Raw genomic sequence first — 19,695 nt, 5'->3', positions numbered from 1 at the left:
ACTCTTAAACCGTCTTAGACAACACTACGAAATACGCGCGGTGGCATCTTTTCTTCCGACGTCATAAACCTTTATTGTATAATATTGGCTTTTAAATCTGTATAATTGTTCGATAAGCAACATTCTTTCAGAAAAGAGCCTTAATTTTTAGGTAAAAATTCCGTTGAAAAGATACTAGCTGGATCAAATTTTTCCTCAAGCAAACCTAACTCAAATAGTTGGTCAATCAGTGTACTCCATCTTTCTTCTGACATCTACCCGACACCATGTTCGGCAGCATCTCCGCCATATACAAACTCAGCTTGTGATGTTTGCTCAAATTCAAGGGCTTCGAGTGCAATATCAGTATTTGCTTCATTAATAGCCTTTGTGATTTCATCAGGAGACTCTTTATAGTAATTCCAGCCTTCAACAAAAGCAGTAACAAACTTTTGAACTTGATCCTTATTTTCTTCTAAGTACTCCTTTGTAACATATAAAACAACATTATAAGGGTCATAGCCTGATTCAGAAATTAACATCGTTTCTGTTTCAACATTTTCTAACTCCATGAAATATGGCTCAGAAGTCACGAATGCTTGAGTAACAGATGTTTCATCATCCATGAAATTCACATGCTGACCAGTATACGCTACTTCCTTTGCACCACTAAGATCGTATTCCCCTTTTAAGTAATCCCAATATGTAATACCTGGTTGAATAAACACGGTTCTTCCATTTAAGTCTTCAAACTCATCAATTTCTTGGCCTTTATGAAACATCCAAGCTTGTGGACTTCCTTGCATTGCAGCAGCAACCGCTACTAATTCGATGCCTTGATTACGAGCAATTACCATTTGATCGGCATGCGCTAAACCGAATTGTGCACTACCAGATGCAACCATTTGAATGGATGATACTTGAGGGCCACCTGGTTCAATTGTTACATCTAAGCCGTTTTCTTCAAAGTACCCTTGTTCTTGTGCAGCATAAACACCACCATGCTGCGCTTTTGCAAACCAGTTTAATACAAGTTTAACAGAATCAACCGATTCAGAGTCAGCGGAATCTCCTGTTGAACCTCCAGCATCTTCACTTGAACAAGCAGCTAACATTAGCACTACTATGATACTCAGTATTGCGATACTCGACTTCTTCCATTCTAATAGCTTTTTCATATACTAATCCCCTTTTATTTTTTTATTTTTCAGCTTTCATTGCCGATTCGTGCCATGATTTTAAGATTAAATGAGAAATATAGCTTACTAGAAGATAAAAACCTACCCCTAAGATCGCAGCGGCAATTCCACAAGCAAATAAATAGGCGGTTTTGACCTGAATCGCTGCAACGGTGATGGAATAACCTAATCCACCTTTACCTCCTCCAATTCCCGCAACATACTCACCAACAATCGCACCCACAATTGTTAATGTACAAGACACTTTTAAGCCAGCCATGATAAATGGCATTGCAGCTGGAATCCGAAGCTTCCACATTTTTTGCCATCTTGATGCATTATAAAGTGTAAATAATTCATCCATATTTTTATCAACTGAATTTAAACCCATCAAGGTGTTTGAAATGACTGGGAAAAATCCAACTAGAAACGAAATAACTACAATTGAGTTATAACCTGCACCAAACCAGATTACAATGATTGGTGCAACCGCTACTACAGGTATGGTTTGTAAAATAATTGCATACGGATAAATGCTACGTTCTAATATTTTCGAACTTGCTAAAAGAATCGAAATCAGAATACCAACAACTGCACTTAATACAAAACCTAAGACCGACTCAACAATTGTAATTTGTACAGCAGGCCACAATAAATGCCAATCTTTAATTGCTGCCGTAACAACATCTGTTGGCTTTGGTAAAATGTAATGCTTAATTCCGAATATTAACGGGATGATCTGCCATAAAGTAATAAATATGATAAAGGCAATAATGGGACCAATATAATATTGCTTAAATCGATTCCAGCCCTTTCTTTCCTTCTTTTCTACTTTTGCTACCATTTTTTGTTTCGCTATTTCAATAGATTGTATCGACATCAGCTTATCCCCTTTCATCCGAGCTAGTTTCTAAACTCTTTGATGCTAGTTCTACGATTTCATTAAATTTATCTTCGATCCTCATATGTAAATTCCTATGATTCGGAAGATCAACATCAATCATTGAGGATAATCGACCAGGCCTAGCTGACATCACAGCTATTCTTGTTGATAGAAATACAGCTTCATACACATTATGTGTAACAAACAGTATTGTCATTTTTTCTTTTCGCCATATATCTAGTAATTCCATTTGAAGCGCTTGTCTGGTAATTTCATCTAGTGCGGCAAAAGGCTCATCCATCAATAGCATTTTGGGTTTTGCAGCTAATGCTCTGGCAATAGATACACGCATCTTCATCCCACCTGAAAGTTGCCTAGGGTAGGATTTTAAGTGATCTTTTAATCCCACCATTTCCAATACGTTTAAAGCTGTTTCTTTATGCTCTTTCTTATTTCCACCACGAAGTTCTAAAGGGAGAAGAACATTATCAAGGACATTTCGCCAAGGTAATAGATTTGCATCCTGAAATACAAACGCTATATCATTAGACTGCTGAACAACATCAAGTGGCTTTTTATCAAAAACCTTCACTTCACCGTCAGTCGCCTCCCCAAGTCCAGCTACCATTCGTAAAGCAGTTGATTTACCACATCCAGAAGGGCCTAGAAAGCTAATAAATTCACCCTCTTTAATGGATAACTGAAAATTACTCAGTGCGACAGTTCCCGTATTATAGATTTTACTAACCCTCTCAAAAGCCACTACCTCATTTACAGCTACCACCAATCAAATCTCCCCCTCTAAATATTTTTCTGAACATATTTTATCTTATAAACTTTCAGATAATTTTAGGTATGAAATCTTCTTTTGTATGTCATAAAATATTACATCTCTTGTTACTTTTTATCCTAATTTATTTAAGGGGGTTTTGTCATTGGTTATTTTAAACGAAACATTCATAAAAATTTAGATATAATAACAATTTTTTACTTGGTATCTGCTTATCAGTGAATGTAAGCGTTACATTTACTAACAATCTTTAAAAAAATCTTTTATCCTGTAATATTGGCGTTAATTTACCAGCTGAAAACGTACAATATTCATTTAAAGAAACGGCTTATTCGTATATTAATTAATTCGTTTATCTAAAATTTAATTTTTTCATTCGGGATTTTTTATAATTTTTATTCATATGCTTTGATGCAGTCTCCAGCATCCTTGCTGCTGCTTTCTGAGCAGAAACGGCCAACTGCTCTTCATTGATAGATACGAGTCTCCCGTCCTTCACCACTGTTTTCCCTCCCACAATGGTTCTCTCTACCTGTGGTGTTCCTGTTAAGATCGGTAATGCTGCATCATCAAACAAGGCTCCAGCAAACTCCATTCTATTGGCATTGATCATAAATAAGTCGGCCGCCTTGCCTACCTCTAATGATCCGATCGAATCTTCCCACCCAAGTACCTTTGAGGAACCTTTTGTCGCAATATACAAACAGTCTTCCGCACTAAGGGCCTTTGTGCCGTGCTTGAGATTATGGAGGAGATTCATAATTTTCAGTTCCATTAACATATTAGAAGAATCATTAGAAGCTGAACCATCCACGCCGAGACCAACTTTCACACCTTTTTTCAACATTTCCATAATCGGCATGACGCCTGACTTCATTTTCATATTACTACTTGGGCAATGTGCCACCCCACAGCCACATGTTCCAAGTTTTACAATTTCTTGTTCATTAAACCAAATTCCATGAGCGAACCATACGTCATTTCCCACCCATCCTGTTTGCTCCATCAGCTCTAATGGTCTCATTCCTAGCTTTTCAAGACAAAAATGCTCTTCATCCTGAGTTTCGGCTAAATGTGTATGCATTCTTACTCCGTAGCTTCTCGCTAAACGAGATGACTCAATTAATAAATCCTTACTTACCGAAAATGGAGAGCACGGAGCCACACCCACTCGTACCATTGAAAATGGACTTGGATCATGATAGGTTTCAATTACTCTCATCGTATCTTTTAGGATAACATCTTCTGTTTGCACAACCTCATCAGGCGGAAGTCCTCCCTTTGATCTTCCGAGACTCATAGAGCCTCTTGTTGGGAAGAAGCGGATTCCTAAATCATGGGCCGCACGTATTTCTTCATCAATTAATTCTCCTGAGACACCATTTGGAAATACATAGAAGTGATCTGCAGCAGTTGTGCAGCCACTTTTTAATAGTTCACCTAGACCAACAGCAGCACTTAAATAAACATCTTCTGGTCGAATGTGACGCCAAATATCATAAAGGGTAATCAACCAATCAAATAATTCACAGTTTTGAGCCAAAGGGATATTCCGAGTAAACGTCTGATATAAATGATGATGTGTATTGATTAAACCAGGATAAATGATTTGATTTCTGGCATCGATGATTTCATCCGCTGTTTCATATGGTAGATCCACACCAATCGCTTTAATTTCCTGTCCTTCAATATAGATGCTTCCTCCAGGGAATTGGCTTCTCTCTTCATCCATCGTAATAATATTTCTAGCATTTCTGATTAATACAGTTTTCACTCACATCACCTTTCAGTCTTCATGGATTGTTTCTAATCGTATATCGATTCCAGAAAGCCTGTCATTAATAAAACCTACAAATCTCTCTTTTTCATTTAGTGATATCGAACAAAAAAAGGCTCGGTCACATTAAAGGAGACCAAGACACTTTACAAACTATAAAACTACATTTCCAATAACCCACAATAAAAAGAAGCTAATTAAGATGGTTAAATTCGAAATTGTACCAACGAATTTACGATTGTAATCAAACTCGACGGAGTATGGTAACACCGAGACTGATGTAGGTAGGATAAATCCAATTAACAGTGTGTATTTAAACATATTTTCAAAGGGAAGGATCATAAATAGTAAGATTCCTAAGGTCAATCCAACACCATATCTTATTGCTAAAAATTTTAAAATCAACTTACTATTTCCACGATCAAACGTGAAATTCAAATAAATCCCTAGCAGTAGTAACGCAAGTGGCATGTTTGCTAATGAGATAATTTCCGAAGTTTCGAGGAAAAAGGTAGGAAGATGAACACCAATTAGATTTAGAACAAACACAATAATATAGGTCATAAACGGGATCGATTTCACCATTTTTGTTGAAATACTCTTCATATCTAACTTAACATTCTCTGCTGAATAATAACTACCGATCAAATAGCTTACACCAAAAACAATAAATGCGTTTCCAACATCAAACATTCCAAAATACTTAATACCCTCCTTGCCCCAAATTCCTTCTACTAGAGGATAAGCAAAAAGACCAATATTAAAGCCAGGAACGAGCATGGCCATCATACCTTTTGTTTTTCTCGGTTCGTTTCTAAACACGAGCAAACCAAGAACTGCCGAAAATATACCATATATAAAGCCACTAAAAATTAGCAAGATGAGTGATATGTCTATTTTCAGATCATTAAATGTCACGATGATCAGTGCTGGTAGTGTAAGGTTGAAGATAATTCTAGATAAACCTTCACCGTCTTGTTCTTTTATGATGTTACATCTTTTTAATAAATAGCCTAGCGCAATAATCATTACTGCATATAAAAACTGTTGGTTAAAGTTCTCCAAAGAACATTCCTCCTTACTCTGTTTGTTGTCTAGCTTTCATACGTTGAATCGGAATGAAGGTCCCTATTAATGCGAGTATACTACTTGCTATTAAGATTCCTGATAACCCTTTTAAGGCAATGACTGATAATAGACCAAAGATGACAAGATCCAAAGCCGAATCAAGAACTGATATTAATGATAATGTTGTTGCTCTAACATGTGAGGGAATCAAATCATTTTTTAGCTGTGAATAAATGGGGCGCCTGATTGCTTGTCCAAATCTTAGGATAAAAAAGGAGCCTATGATTAACCACAGTGTTTCACCAAACAGGGCAGAGATTAATAATCCAACAGCTGCAAGACCACCGGTTAGATTCATGAGTAACCTTCTTGAAAATACACTCGTTAGCCAACCAACTGACTGTGAGCAGATAAAGCCTCCTACGGCAGCAAGCGCATAAACAACACCGATGAATACGACAGGAAGTCCTGCATCTGTCATTAAAGGTTGGTTAAAAGCTTCATAAACCGAGTCAGCGGGGATGAATACAAGCGTGAAATTTAAAAAAAGTAATAACAGCTGTGGAGCTTGACGAATCGCTTTCACACCAGAGATTACTTGTGTAAAAGGATTCTCACGATATGACCCGCTTATTTCTGGGCTTTTCACAAAAAATAAAAGAACAAATTCCCCAATGTGAAGAACAAGCCCAAGAATAATTAAAAAGACAAATTGTTCTTCTTGCAAATCCTTTGCAAAATAGGCACCGAAAATAACGGCAATAAGCATAGAAACAAAGCCTGCGGACTGAATCTTCCCCATCGCTCGATCCATTCGATGGTGCTCCCCATCTTCTTTTAACGATTCATAGATTAATGTTTCATCTGCTCCCGAAAAGAATGTCACTGATAGTCCGTTGATTGCACTAAATAGAAAAAACATCCATGGCTCGGTTGCAAACACTAGTAAGATAAGGCTCGACATCTTTACTAGAGATCCTATGATAAATGATGTTTTTGGACCATAGCGGTCTGCGACTACTCCACCTGGAACTTCTCCAATCAATACCGCGCCACTCCAGAAGATTTGGAGTAATAGAATATCAGCGGCGTCTAATCCTCGGTTATAGTAGAACAACGTGAGGACAGGTGCAATAAAGCTGATGGAGCCGAAGATTCTAATCCAAAATAGGGTACGTATGTTATGTTGTGAAATGGTTCTTTTATTCATATGACTAAACTCTTCTCTTTTTGAATTGTTATATTTTTAGATTGTTTATCATGGGAATCACTCTGAAAATACTTAGTTAGTGGAGTTCCATGAGCTGCGATCCACTTGCTTTCCGCGGGGTGATCCGTGAGCCTCCTCGTCGCCAGGTGCGGGCTCCTGCGGGGTCTCACGAGACCACTTGATCCCGCAGGAGTCAAGTGGCTCTCCGCTCATTCCACACTAGGTAAATGCACTATTTTTCATACTCCACGGTGCTAATTTTAATTAACATGGATGTCTTCCCTGAAAAGTTACTAGTTTAATGGATTCCACTCACCAGCTAATTCATCTTATCCTACAATTACCGGTGGAAATAAACATTGTCATTTAAACAAATAAAAATTACTTAATTTAAACCTTATTATCTATCATAATCATATAATATAGAAATAGAAACTATTTTAGTTGGGGGCATTTATGAGTCGTTTAACCGAACATTTAATTGTTATTTCTTTTGATTGTTTTTCTTCACTTGATTTACCGCTTGTTGAAGATCTGCCTCATTTTAAGAATTTATTAAAAACTGCGTCACTTTGTAAGCGCGTTCAAACCATTTATCCTTCTGTCACTTATCCTTGCCATACAACCATTGTTACAGGGAAATATCCTAAAAACCATGGTGTGATTAATAATACTTTTCTTCAACCAGGTAGTTCTTCGCCTGATTGGTTTTGGCATCGTAGTCACATAAAGGGTACAACCTTATATGATGAAGCAAAAAAGGGAGGAATGAAAACTGCCGCATTATTGTGGCCGGTGACAGCTAAGGCAAAGATTGATTATAATATGCCAGAAATTTTTGCAAATCGATTTTACCACCATCAAATTCCTGTTTCACTTGCTAACGGGAGTTCTTTATTCCAACTAGAAATGAACTATCGCTTTGGTTCAATGAGAAATGGATTAAAGCAACCTGAGCTTGATGACTTTGTTCTTGAATCTACAGTTCATACCATCAAAACAAGAAAGCCAGACCTACTGCTCGTCCATTTCACAGACTTAGATACACAAAGACATTATCACGGTTTTTCCTCAGAACAAGCAACACAAGCATTACATCGGCATGACACAAGACTTGGACGAATCCAACAAGCCCTTTTTGAAGCTGGAATATCTGAGAATTCGACCATTGTTGTATTGGGAGATCATAGCGCGTTAGATGAGACCAAAGCGATTCAGTTAAATGTTTTATTGAAAGAAAACGGCTTTATTACAATGGGAGGCAATAACAAGGTTATTGATTGGAAAGCTTATTGTAAAAGCTGTGATGGGTCCGCCTATATATACTTAAAAGACAGACACGATAAAGGAACGTTTGACTCGGTTTCAAAACTACTAGAAGAATTATTAAAGTCAAAGGAACATGGTATTGAATCTATTTTAACAGGTCTTGAAATTAGTAATACAGGAGCCGACGATCAAGCGTCATTTATGCTGGAAGCATCAAGAGGTTACTATTTTAAAGAAAATGTAGCTGGAGAACTAATTCATGTTATTACAGATCAGGAGGTACGCGAAAAAAAGTATACATTTGCATCCCATGGATATTCCCCTCAAAAAGAGGATTATACGACAGTTTTTATTGCTTCCGGAAAGGGAATTCAGCCACAACTAAAAATTTCTTCAATGCATCTAGTCGATGAAGGGCCAACACTCGCTCGACTCCTGGGACTTCATTTAGGTTCAACCGATGGAAGGGTAGTAGATGAATTATTAACATTGTAAAAAGTACGTAATGATTCTATTAAACGAATACTTTCTGTTAGTTTATTTTGTACACTATTAATAGTTAATAAAGGGAGGCAATTATTATGAAGCGTTTTTCGAAGGAAGAAAACAGTTGGATGTTCTATGATTGGGCGAATTCAGCTTATTCTATTATTATTTCAACTGCAGTATTTCCGTTATATTATAAAGCTGCCGCCACAAATGCTGGAGTTAGTGCTGCAGATTCTACCGCTTATTTAGGCTATACAATTGCCATTGCCACCTTTATTCTAGCCATGCTAGGACCGATACTTGGAACCATCGCTGATTATGAAGGTTTAAAAAAGAAGTTCTTCACTTTCTTCTTTGCTCTAGGAGTTATTTTTACTGGTGTACTTGCTTTTATCCCTAGTGATCAGTGGCTTTTATTATTAGTGTTTTATACTGTTGCTGCAGTTGGGTCTGCTGGGGCAAATGTGTTTTATGATGCTTTTCTTGTTGACGTAACAAAGGAAGAACGCATGAACAGGGTATCTGCCCGCGGGTTTGGTTTGGGTTATATTGGTAGCACCATTCCCTTTATCATAAGCATTGTCATTATCGTCCTATCACAGCAAGGAATGATCCCCTTAGAAACGACAACTGCTAGTAAAATCGCATTCCTTATCACAGCCGTCTGGTGGGGAGTTTTTGCCATTCCGATGTTAAAAAATGTTCACCAACGCTATTATATAAAACGAGAACCGAACCCGGTTCATAAAAGCTTTAAAAGACTAGGAAAAACATTTAAAGAAATCAAAAAATACAGAGCACTTTTTCTATTTTTACTTGCTTATTTCTTTTATATTGATGGTGTCGGTACAATTATTACGATGTCTACCGCTTATGGTACAGACCTTGGGATTAGTCCAACTAATTTATTAATCATTTTATTTGTTACACAGGTAGTGGCAGCTCCATTTGCTGTCCTTTATGGGCGACTTGCAGAACGCTTTACAGGTAAAAAGATGCTGTATGTAGGTATCTTTATTTATACGATTGTCTGTATTTATGCTTATTTTTTAGAAACAACACTCGACTTTTGGATTTTAGCCATGCTTGTCGCTTCCTCTCAAGGTGGAATTCAGGCATTAAGTAGATCTTACTTTGCAAGGCTTGTACCTAAAGAAAACTCTAATGAATTTTTCGGATTTTATAACATATTCGGTAAGTTTGCTTCCATCATGGGTCCGCTACTAGTTGCAGTAACTGCTCAAGTAACGGGAAGTTCAAACAGTGGAGTGTTTAGTTTAGTGGTATTATTTATTATTGGTTTTGTTATTTTAACTTTTGTACCAGAGCCAAAGGATGTAGAAAAGGCACCACCAGTGGATAGTAATTCCGTGGGTGTGTAGTTAATTTAAGTGAGAAGTCAGCTCAAAAGGTTGGCTTCTTACTTTTTTCTGGAAAAAGGGACACTTAGAGACTTGGGTTAATTACTCGCCGCATTTCTTTGGTGGGAATCTCTACGTGAAGACCTCCCGCCGCATTTTCCTTCCAAACCGCCGGATTCACTTTCTTTTTGGCCCGATTTTGCCCATTTCTCGCCGCATTTCTTCGCTGGGAATCTCTACGTGAAGATCACCCGCCGCATTTTCCTTCATCCCCGCCGGATTCGCTTTCTTTTCGGCCCGATTTTTTCCATTTCTCGCCGCATTTCTTTGGTGGGACTCTCTACGTGAAGACCTTCCGCCGCATTTTCCTTCATTCCCGCCGAACTCACTTTCTTTTCGGCCCGATTTTCCCCATTTCTTCGCCGCATTTCTTCGCTGGGGCTCTCTCCGCGAAAGCCACCCGCCGCATTTACTTTCTTTTCGGCCCGATTTCCCCCATTTCTCGCCGCATTTCTTCGCTGGGGCTCTCTCCGCGAAAGCCTCACGCCGCATTTTCCTTCATTCCCGCCGCATTTCTTCGCTGGGGCTCTCTCCGCGAAAGCCTCACGCCGCATTTTCCTTCCAACCCGCCGCATTTACTTTCTTTTTGGCCCGATTTTCCCCATTACTCGCCGCATTTCTTCGCTGGGACTCTCTCCGTGAAAGCCTCCCGCCGCATTTTCCTTCCAACCCGCCGGATTCACTTTCTTTTTGGCCCGATTTTCCCCATTACTCGCCGCATTTCTATGGTGGACTCTGTTCGTGAAGATCTCCCGCCGGATTTCTTTGGTCTAAATCACTCCTGAGGCCTCCCGCCGAACTTTTCTTCACTCACTCCGGATCCCACAGCCCAATTCCACCCATTACAACCATCCACCCTATTTCAATTGTTTCAACACAATCCTCTCCCACAGATTCCATGGAAGCACCCCTTTAAGAGCAAGCATCACTCTTACACCTTTGCCAATCGGATAGCGCAATTTTGTTTTGTCACTCTTTGCAATCTCTACGATTAATTTTGCAACATCATTCGGATCACCATAATTACTTTGCTCCGCTTCCAGATGTCTTTCAATATTCTGCATCATTTCATAGTACGGGGAATCTGGATTCATAGACTTTTCAGTAACCTGTTTGCCCTTAGACCAAATATTTGTTTGATAAGATCCAGGTTCAACTAAAACAACATCCACTCCGAACTCTTTCATTTCTAACCTTAGTGACTCACTCCAGCCTTCCAAAGCATACTTTGAAGCATTATAGGGACTTAAACCAGGGAAGCCGACTCGCCCACTTATGCTACTTACATTAATAATTTTACCCGCCCTTCGCTTCCGCATAATTGGCAAAACAGTCTGAGTGACTGCAATTGCTCCAAATACATTTGTTTCAAACTGGCTACGATACTCAGACAATGGTATTTCCTCAACAAAGCCAGCACCTGCATAGCCTGCATTATTAATAAGCACATCAATCGATTCGTATTTATCTATTAATTCTTTTAATTGACTGATAGACTCTTCTTCTGTCACATCTAGAGGGTGAAGCGTGAGTTGCTTTTCCACCCCATGGTTTTTAGCAAATTCCATTAAAATATTGGCATTAACTACATCTCTCATTGTTGCAATAACAGAAAAACCACTTTTCGCTAGCTCGATACATGTAAGAAGTCCAAAACCACTTGATGCCCCTGTAACAAGAGCCATTTTTGAGTATCCCATTGTTTCCCCTTCTCTCTCTACTCATTTTGATACAAAACGATTTCCCTTCTCCCAAAAGCGCCAAGGATAATCCTTGGCTTCACCGCTATTATCGATTCCAATTCTTTTTCCCGCTTCAATTTCTTCAACATTTCTTCCCTCTGCTATATATAAGGGGCGTTCAAAAATTGGCCGACCATAATCCTCTTTTACTATCCCTAGTGCTTTTGTGAGTTTTCCGGGCCCACTTGTTAGTTCACGTTCTCTTTTATTCATACCTCGGCGCTCATACATCAAGTCAATCCCCGTGTAAGGTTCAACTGCCCGTATAAGTACCGCTTCAGGAGATCCTTCCTTACCACTAACAACATTCACAAGACAATGGGTATGCATGACATAAGTATATACGTATCCAGAAGGACCAAACATCACTTCCGTTCGCTTCGTCCTTCGATTCTCAAAACTATGTGCCGCCCGGTCAACTGCTCCCAAATAAGCCTCCGTTTCAACAATCCAGCCTGAAGCTTCTCCTTGCATCGTTTCTTTTACTAAAAGCTTACCGATTAATGATTGAGCTAGCTCAAGAGTTGATTGTTGATAAAATGTCGGATCTAATGGCTGATACAACTATATCACCTCTTTTTAGTTTGTTCCTATTGAGTGGCATCTTTTCTTCTTAAATTATATCCATAACATCCGTAAAATAGTGTAATCTACCGAAAATAGACAATAAAAAGGAGAGCATACTTCCCGCTCTCCTACACAAACCTTTTATTAAGCAACTTTATAATCAGATTGATCACTCTTCGATAATTTAAATTTTCTAATTTTACTAGCGTACCAGAATGCTACTACAAGCGTTAGTGAAAAACCAATAATTAAAGATAATTGATAACTTAGACCAAGCCCTTCTGGCGCATAAAAAATATACGTGCATACAACGCCGGTCATAAACATGGCTGGAATTCCACAAATCCAATGTAGCTTATGATTTTTTAATAAATACATAGTTGCAGTCCATAACATAAAGGTTGCAACCACTTGATTGGTCCAGCCAACATATCTCCAAAGGAATGTATAATCGATCGTTGCCAAAAATAGCGCTGGGACTGAAACTGGAATAGAAACCATTAATACCTTTAGCTTACTATCCATATTATAAAATCTTGAAAGAATATCCGTTACAATCATTCTTGATGAACGAAGTGCGGTATCTCCTGTTGTGATTGGTAAAATGATGACACCAAAGATTGCAAGAATTCCACCAATTACTCCAAGAAGGGATGTTGATATTTCATTAACTACTCCTGAAGGGCCACCAGCGGCTAATGCTGCCTGTAAGCCTTCTGTTCCATTAAAGAATGTCATTCCCGCAGCTGCCCAAATGAGTGCAATAACTCCTTCAATAATCATTGCTCCATAGAAAATCTTTCGTCCGTCTGTTTCCTTTTTCATCGTACATGCAACGATTGGGCTTTGGGTACAATGAAAGCCTGAAATCGCTCCACAGGAGATTGTTACCATCAGCAACGGCCAAAGTGGCAGTTCACCTGGATGAAGATTTGCCAGTGTAAGGTTTGGCATTTGTTTATCAGAAAATAGTAATGCGACCGCAATTGCTATTGCCATGATTAGCAGGATTCCACCAAGCAAAGGATAGATCCTACCAATCACACGGTTGATTGGTAAAACGGTAGCCAAAACAAAGTATGCAAATATGATGAATAAAGCTGTCATAAAAGTAAGAGGGGTAATCTGCGCAATCAGTTGAGCTGGTCCAGCCGTAAATGCTGCAGCAACTAAGATCATTAAAACCAGTGATATTACATTTATAATCGCTTTCGCGTATTTACCTAAATATTTTCCAACTAATGTTGGAAATTGTGCTCCTTGATGTCGTAGTGACATCATACCAGAAAAATAGTCATGTACAGCACCTGCAAAAATGCTCCCTATTACAATCCAAACAAACGCTATAGGTCCGTAGAGTGCTCCAGCAACAGCTCCATAAATTGGGCCTAAACCTGCTATGTTCAATAATTGAATTAAGTTACCCTTCCACCAGCTCATTGGCACAAAGTCCAAATTATCTCTTTTTGTATATGCTGGTGTTGGCGTATCATCATTTACGACAAAAATTCGCTCAACAAATTTTGAATAAAAGGCATAACCTAAAAATAGAAATAAAAGTGCTCCAAAAAAAGTTAACATGTTATAGTTCCCCCTGCTGTTTTAAAAACCAGAATATGAACCATATTAACACGAAACTTATAAAAGTAAATAGATTTTTCAGAAAAAACTATTGCTTTTATTAGTTAAGCGCTTCCATGTGTATACAAAAAAACATGGGATTTCTCCCATGCTCTCCTTATTTTTAAACCATGATTTTACAAATACTATTCGAAAACTCTACTGGATCCTGAACAGCTAGTCCTTCAATCAGTAGCGCTTGGTTATATAACAGGTTCGTATATAAAGCTACCTTCTCTTTATCTTTGTCAAAAGCATCTTTAATAGAAGAGAACACTTCATGACTACTGTTTATTTCTAGAATTTTCTCCGCCTTAATATTTTGGTTATCTGGCATTGCACTAAGAATTTTCTCCATTTCAATCGTTAAGTCACCTTCTGTTGATAAACAAACTGGGTGGCTTTTTAAGCGTTTTGAAACTCTTACATCTTTTACTTTGTCAGCTAATACAGATTTCATATACTCAAACAGTTCTTTATGTTCTTCGTCCTTTAAGTCCGTTGACTTTTGATCTTCATCTGATTCAATTCCAAGATCACCACTTGAGACGGATTTAAATTCTTTGTCTTTATAAGACATTAGCATTTTAATCGCAAATTCATCAATTTCCTCTGTGAAATATAAAATTTCATAGCCTTTATCTGCGACAACCTCTGTTTGTGGTAACTTATCAATTCGATCAATGGATTCTCCAGATGCATAATAAATATATTTTTGCTCTTCAGGCATTCTTTCAACATACTCCTCTAAAGTAACAAGCTTCTTTTCTTTAGAAGACTTAAACATTAATAAATCCTGTAAAACATCTTTGTGTGATCCATATTCACTGTAAACACCAAACTTTAATTGTCTACCAAAAGATTCATAGAATTCTTCATACTTTTCTCTTTCGTCCTTCAATAAGCTTTGTAGCTGACTCTTAATTTTCTTGTTGATGTTTTTTGCAATGAGCTTAAGTTGTCGGTCATGTTGTAACATTTCTCTAGAAATGTTAAGTGATAAATCCTCTGAATCAACCATTCCCTTAACAAAACTAAAATAGTCCGGAAGTAAATCAGAGCATTTACTCATGATTAGAACTCCATTAGAATATAGCTCTAGCCCTTTTTCAAACTCTTTTGAGTAATAATCAAAAGGAGTTTTCTCTGGGATAAATAAAATCGCATTATATCTAATCGTTCCATCCACACTTATATGAATATGTTTTAAAGGTTGATCAAACCCGTAATGCTTTTCATTATAAAACTTTGCATAATCCTCATCAGTTAGTTCACTTTTGTTCTTTTTCCATATCGGAACCATACTATTAATGGTTTGCTCTTCTGTGTAGTCTATTAGTTCATCTTCATTATCTTCTTTCGGCCTTTTTCCTGTACTATCCATCTTAATTGGATAACGGATAAAGTCTGAGTATTTCTTAATAATAGATTTTAGACGATATTCTTCGAGATACTCATCATAGGTTTCATCCTCAGAATTCTCTTTTATTTTTAAAGTGATCTCAGTACCAACCGTTTCTTTATCGACAGGTACAAGAGTGTAACCTTCTGCCCCTTCAGACTCCCACTTATACGCTTGGTCACTACCTAAAGCCTTACTCGTAACAGTTACAACATCAGCCACCATAAAGGCAGCATAAAAACCTACCCCAAATTGACCAATAATATCATGACCATCTTTTATTTCAGTTTCATTTTTAAATGCTAATGATCCACTTTTAGCAATCGTTCCAAGATTATTTTCAAGCTCTTCCTTGGTCATACCAATTCCAGTATCAGTGATTTTTAATAATCTATTTTCCTTATCAGCACTTACCTTTATGTAGTAGCTATCTTTTTCAAAACTTAAAGTATCATCTGTTAAAGCTTTATAATAGATTTTGTCAATTGCATCACTCGCATTTGAGATTAACTCTCGCAAAAACACCTCTTTTTGTGTGTAAATTGAATTAATCATCATTTCTAATAGTCGTTTAGATTCTGCTTTAAACTCCATTTTAGCCATAGAGATTCTCCTTTCATTTTAAAAGCTTCGCATACTATATTTTAGCACTCTAGACCAAAGAGTGCTAAACAATATTTAAATTACATAAAACCCAAATTTTTGTCAATATTACTTTTTATGTTTGATGTTTTTCAAAATAGGGAAAGGCTTCTTTATAGGGAGGAAAACTATGAAACTATTATCTAATGAATCACTAGTTGAAGCCTATTCAGTTGCTCGTAAAGAGAACTTGGATAAGGACTTTATTGAATTGCTTTTTAAAGAAATAAAACATAGAAATATTAATTTGGATGATATTAAGGTAGATGTGATAAAGGCTTTTGAGTTTAGTAACTAATTTAAAAGACTATTGATTAGTCTGAAAATAACTTAGTTAGCGGAGTGCCATGAGCTGCGATCCACCTGCTTTCCACAGGGCGGACCGTGAGCCTCCTCGTCGCTTTTTGAGCTCCTGCGAGGTCTCAAGAGACCGACTAGATCCCGCAGGAGTCAGGTGGCTCTCCAGCTCATTCCACATAAAAGAACTACACAATTTCATTCTCCATGGTGCAAATGCTCATCTGCGTTTACCGTATTTTATCATGCCCTTCTATTATTCAAGAACAAATGCCATAAGTGATTTATCCTCATCAAAATTCCAATCGATGAAAAGGTCAATTACTTTTTTCTTAAAGAGTTCATCAAATGATCCATGTTGACTAAAATACACTTTTTCAAGTTCATCCTTACTTATTCTCAATTCTTCTTGATATCCTTTAGAAACAAGAGCTTGTTCAATAAGTGTTAATATCCCTATTCTTTCAATTAAACACACTTGTGGGGAAAGAGAATAAACATGGATCTTATTTGGTACCTTTTCAACCATTTCACTTATCCGAGCCACTTCTCTCTCTAGTTTATTTACATCAAGGGAGTTATCAGAGTCCTCCATTTCATTATTAAAAACAAAGATGACCATTCCTGTATTCTTTGAAAAATTCCAATCATGATAATGATGCTCAATATCCTTATCTACAAAAATGCGTAGAGCCCCCTTTAGCTCCTCTAGAACTTGATTGATTATAACGTTTCTAGCTCTCTCAACTTGCTTTCTTTGTCCTTGTTTAATTAAAATTTCCTCCATCGGGGATATGACACCTTGAATATACATGACAAAAAACCGTTGATTCAATATGGATTGACATGATTGAGGCCCTCTACCAAAATTCTTTCTAAGCAATTTACTCATCAAACTACTCATCGAATTCAATTGATTCTGATCCATTGTCGTCCTCTCTTTCATAAATTCTACTCCTTATCAACCTGGCTCATGTTGTGTTTCTTAGGTTCAGTAGGATTCAGTAGAAGAAGAATAACACTTTTATCTAAATTAAAGTCCCAGTCAACAAATGAATCAATTATTTGTTTGTTTAAGACGGTTTCAAAATGACTATTGTTATGTAAATAACTCTTTTCTAAATTTCGTTTCACCCTTTTTAATAGATCCCCATGTCCTAGACGAACTAATTCCTTTTCTATCGGAACAAGAATACCGTTTCTAATAATCACGATCGTTCTCTCATTTAATTCACAGGAATAAATTTCTTCAGGAAGTTTTTCAGCTCGTTTACTTATTGCCATGATTTCTCTATTAACATCCTCTTTACCTATATATCCTTCATTGATCGTTGGTTTAGATGTAAACGGTGTTGAACTAATACATGTAATCATTGCAGAGCGGTTATGTAAATTCCAATCATAATACACTTCTCTAATTTTATTCTTTGTAATAATTTCGATGTAAGTTTTTAATTCTGGAATTATAGTTTCCATTAGTTTATCTCGCATTTGTTGAATAGTCATCACTTGATCCTGCTCTAATAATACCTTTTCAGAAGGTGTTAAAAAGTTTCTTAAATAAATAGTGATAAATGTATATCCAAACGATGTATATACCGATTGCGGTCCTCTTCCAAAAATATCTCGAAACATTTTACCTGTATAGCCACTTACCTCTTTTTGTATATCTATTGAAGAATTATCCAAGATCAAAGCTCCCCCTATTTTATTACTGGTACTATTATGTACTTTTTGGGGGTTTTTCAATCTAGTTATGTTAATGATTTCTCTATATAATTATTTCTTTTAGAATATTCCTTAGAAATTTTAAATGAAAACAAGTGGTTGCTTTAGTTTTCCTTGATATATTCATTGAGAAAATCAGTTTATTTGCTCTATTTAGTTCATTTAGCATATTACAAATTAAATTTACCATTGCGGCAATCAACTCAATGACTTGTTGTTCGTTAATTGGTTCAATCCTTTTATGTTTCACCGTAACTTCTTTCAGGACTTGCAAATCTTTTAAAGTTTGAACGAACCTCTCCATGACTAATTCCTTAATTTCAATCTCCCGTAGTAATTCCTCAATCTCATTACATATCTTTCTTATCTCTTCGAAGGTATCTGAAGATAAGTTATTCAAGATCTTAACCGATCTAATATATTCATATGTATTATTATTTTCTTTCATTTGACAATCCATGCTGCTCTTCCTCCATGCACATTACTAAAAGCTAATTTCGTTTATAAGATTTCAAGAAAACTGCTATAAAACAAGTGATGTGGCATCTTTTCTTTCGCAAATCCAACCCACATTTGGTGCCTTTTCAACTATAAAGTTAGTTCAAAAGAGCTTACTAAAAAAGAAAAAGCCAAAATAGCAAGAAGGATACTTCCCTTTTGCTATTTTGGCTTATGTTTAGCGATATTTTCTAAGCATTTCTACCAAGAATATGGTTATGTAGATAATAATGTAAAATGAAATCGTTTTATAAATATAGAGCTATTTTTCTCTACATCTTATAATAATAATATTTTAAATTATCATTGTTGTAAATGTTTACTTTGGCTATTTTGTAACAAGCAAAGTGGCCATCTTTTCTTCCGAGACCCTTATATATTTCGACTTTCTCATTTCGATTAACAAAAACCGTACTTTTTGAAAATAACTCTTACTTTAAATGAAAAAAGAGATAGCAATGATTATTTGGGTAGTCCCATGTCATATAAAATCCTTCTATTGGTCTTCCAAAAACAGATTGAAAATCTTCCCTATGATTAAGATAATTATTCTTTACATCTCTTGCATGCTCTTGCAGTAAGTCTACTTGTCCTTTTCTGTATAATACACTTTCTATTTTAGTAATTGCTCCCTTACATTGCACTGCAAACATATTATGATTTATCTTTATTAACTCCACTTTTTCAGGGACCTTATGGATAAACGAACTAATCTTAGAGATTTGATCTATTAATCTTTCTTTCAGAAGATGGTCTGCTTTTGTCTCTATCCAATTCATTGAATTTTTAGGCTCTAGTAGTAAGATGCCTGAATTATGTTCATAATTCCAGTCATTATAATATGTATCAAATGTGATTCCTAGCCTATTATATGCCTCAACCTTAAAATCACCCAAAACCGTTTCCATGACAGCATACCGAAAGTTATATGCTAATAGCTCTTTATTGTCTTCTATCAGAGCCTCTTCAGCAGGGGTCATATAGTTTTTCACATGTATGGCTAACCTATTAGAATGAAAAGTAATAAAACAGGTTTCTGGACCTTTCCCAAATTTTTGTTTTAGCATTTTGCTAAAAGTACTACTTAATTGTAGGAGGTCCTCTTGGTAAGGGCTATAAACATTTTTCATTTGGT

18 protein-coding genes are annotated in these 19,695 nt (G+C 36.7%); 4 read left to right on the top strand and 14 right to left on the bottom strand.

Translation table 11 applies throughout. The features are described from left to right. Nucleotides 1–254: 254 nt before the first annotated feature. From BK579_RS02205 to BK579_RS02180, 6 genes are all read right to left on the bottom strand, one after another. The gene (locus BK579_RS02205; protein WP_235848314.1) at nucleotides 255–1,157 is read right to left on the bottom strand and encodes an ABC transporter substrate-binding protein; all 903 of its coding nucleotides are present in this window, start codon (nucleotides 1,155–1,157) and stop codon (nucleotides 255–257) included. Between the two features lie 22 nt (nucleotides 1,158–1,179). Continuing rightward, nucleotides 1,180–2,037, bottom strand: coding sequence for an ABC transporter permease (locus tag BK579_RS02200; protein ID WP_078543318.1), 858 nt, complete (start codon nucleotides 2,035–2,037; stop codon nucleotides 1,180–1,182). A gap of 4 nt (nucleotides 2,038–2,041) precedes the next feature. Then, the gene (locus BK579_RS02195) at nucleotides 2,042–2,824 is read right to left on the bottom strand and encodes an ABC transporter ATP-binding protein (RefSeq protein WP_407936265.1); all 783 of its coding nucleotides are present in this window, start codon (nucleotides 2,822–2,824) and stop codon (nucleotides 2,042–2,044) included. A gap of 358 nt (nucleotides 2,825–3,182) precedes the next feature. Then, entirely contained in the window at nucleotides 3,183–4,604 is a 1,422-nt protein-coding gene (locus BK579_RS02190) for an 8-oxoguanine deaminase (RefSeq protein WP_078543316.1), read from the bottom strand. Nucleotides 4,605–4,760: 156 nt separating this feature from the next. Next, the gene (locus BK579_RS02185; RefSeq protein ID WP_078543315.1) at nucleotides 4,761–5,672 is read right to left on the bottom strand and encodes an AEC family transporter; all 912 of its coding nucleotides are present in this window, start codon (nucleotides 5,670–5,672) and stop codon (nucleotides 4,761–4,763) included. Nucleotides 5,673–5,685: 13 nt separating this feature from the next. Beyond that, entirely contained in the window at nucleotides 5,686–6,885 is a 1,200-nt protein-coding gene (locus tag BK579_RS02180) for an MFS transporter (protein ID WP_078543314.1), read from the bottom strand. Between the two features lie 456 nt (nucleotides 6,886–7,341). Between BK579_RS02180 and BK579_RS02170 the strand changes: the two genes are divergently transcribed. The 3 genes from BK579_RS02170 (at nucleotide 7,342) to BK579_RS25190 (ending at nucleotide 10,849) form a co-directional block, all read left to right on the top strand. After that, complete coding sequence (locus tag BK579_RS02170) at nucleotides 7,342–8,649, top strand: alkaline phosphatase family protein (RefSeq protein WP_078543312.1); 1,308 nt, start codon at nucleotides 7,342–7,344, stop codon at nucleotides 8,647–8,649. Between the two features lie 83 nt (nucleotides 8,650–8,732). Next, nucleotides 8,733–10,025, top strand: a complete 1,293-nt coding sequence (locus BK579_RS02165) for an MFS transporter (protein WP_078543311.1) — start codon at nucleotides 8,733–8,735, stop codon at nucleotides 10,023–10,025. Nucleotides 10,026–10,192: 167 nt separating this feature from the next. Further along, a complete protein-coding gene (locus BK579_RS25190) occupies nucleotides 10,193–10,849 on the top strand; it encodes a hypothetical protein (protein WP_139365023.1) in 657 nt (218 codons plus the stop codon). Nucleotides 10,850–10,921: 72 nt separating this feature from the next. Here BK579_RS25190 and BK579_RS02155 read toward each other — a convergent pair whose 3' ends face one another. The 4 genes from BK579_RS02155 to htpG all read right to left on the bottom strand — a co-directional run bounded on the left by BK579_RS02155 (nucleotide 10,922) and on the right by htpG (nucleotide 15,998). Then, nucleotides 10,922–11,764 carry an oxidoreductase gene (locus tag BK579_RS02155; RefSeq protein WP_078543309.1) on the bottom strand — a complete coding sequence of 281 codons (843 nt, stop codon included), beginning with the start codon at nucleotides 11,762–11,764 and terminating at the stop codon, nucleotides 10,922–10,924. 21 nt (nucleotides 11,765–11,785) lie between these two features. Beyond that, nucleotides 11,786–12,370 (bottom strand): DNA-3-methyladenine glycosylase, encoded by a 585-nt coding sequence (locus BK579_RS02150; RefSeq protein ID WP_078543308.1) that lies wholly within the window; start codon nucleotides 12,368–12,370, stop codon nucleotides 11,786–11,788. Nucleotides 12,371–12,517: 147 nt separating this feature from the next. Then, nucleotides 12,518–13,954 carry a carbon starvation CstA family protein gene (locus tag BK579_RS02145; protein WP_078543307.1) on the bottom strand — a complete coding sequence of 479 codons (1,437 nt, stop codon included), beginning with the start codon at nucleotides 13,952–13,954 and terminating at the stop codon, nucleotides 12,518–12,520. Nucleotides 13,955–14,117: 163 nt separating this feature from the next. Next, nucleotides 14,118–15,998 (bottom strand): molecular chaperone HtpG, encoded by a 1,881-nt coding sequence (gene htpG, locus BK579_RS02140; protein ID WP_078543306.1) that lies wholly within the window; start codon nucleotides 15,996–15,998, stop codon nucleotides 14,118–14,120. Between the two features lie 169 nt (nucleotides 15,999–16,167). Between htpG and sda the strand changes: the two genes are divergently transcribed. Continuing rightward, nucleotides 16,168–16,335: a sporulation histidine kinase inhibitor Sda gene (sda, locus tag BK579_RS02135; protein WP_139365022.1), complete on the top strand. Its 168-nt coding sequence runs from the start codon at nucleotides 16,168–16,170 to the stop codon at nucleotides 16,333–16,335. A gap of 255 nt (nucleotides 16,336–16,590) precedes the next feature. On the opposite strand, the gene BK579_RS02130 is transcribed toward sda, so the two are convergent. The 4 genes from BK579_RS02130 to BK579_RS02115 form a co-directional block, all read right to left on the bottom strand. Beyond that, entirely contained in the window at nucleotides 16,591–17,280 is a 690-nt protein-coding gene (locus BK579_RS02130; protein WP_078543304.1) for a Na-translocating system protein MpsC family protein, read from the bottom strand. A gap of 5 nt (nucleotides 17,281–17,285) precedes the next feature. Next, nucleotides 17,286–18,023 carry a Na-translocating system protein MpsC family protein gene (locus tag BK579_RS02125; protein WP_235848313.1) on the bottom strand — a complete coding sequence of 246 codons (738 nt, stop codon included), beginning with the start codon at nucleotides 18,021–18,023 and terminating at the stop codon, nucleotides 17,286–17,288. A gap of 82 nt (nucleotides 18,024–18,105) precedes the next feature. Then, complete coding sequence (locus BK579_RS02120) at nucleotides 18,106–18,522, bottom strand: hypothetical protein (RefSeq protein ID WP_078543303.1); 417 nt, start codon at nucleotides 18,520–18,522, stop codon at nucleotides 18,106–18,108. A gap of 469 nt (nucleotides 18,523–18,991) precedes the next feature. Next, nucleotides 18,992–19,690, bottom strand: a complete 699-nt coding sequence (locus tag BK579_RS02115; protein WP_169891036.1) for a Na-translocating system protein MpsC family protein — start codon at nucleotides 19,688–19,690, stop codon at nucleotides 18,992–18,994. Nucleotides 19,691–19,695 lie beyond the last annotated feature (5 nt).

Origin of the sequence: Litchfieldia alkalitelluris (assembly GCF_002019645.1) — a bacterium.
Lineage (GTDB): Bacteria > Bacillota > Bacilli > Bacillales > Bacillaceae_L > Litchfieldia > Litchfieldia alkalitelluris.
This window is presented reverse-complemented; position numbering and strand designations above follow the sequence as displayed.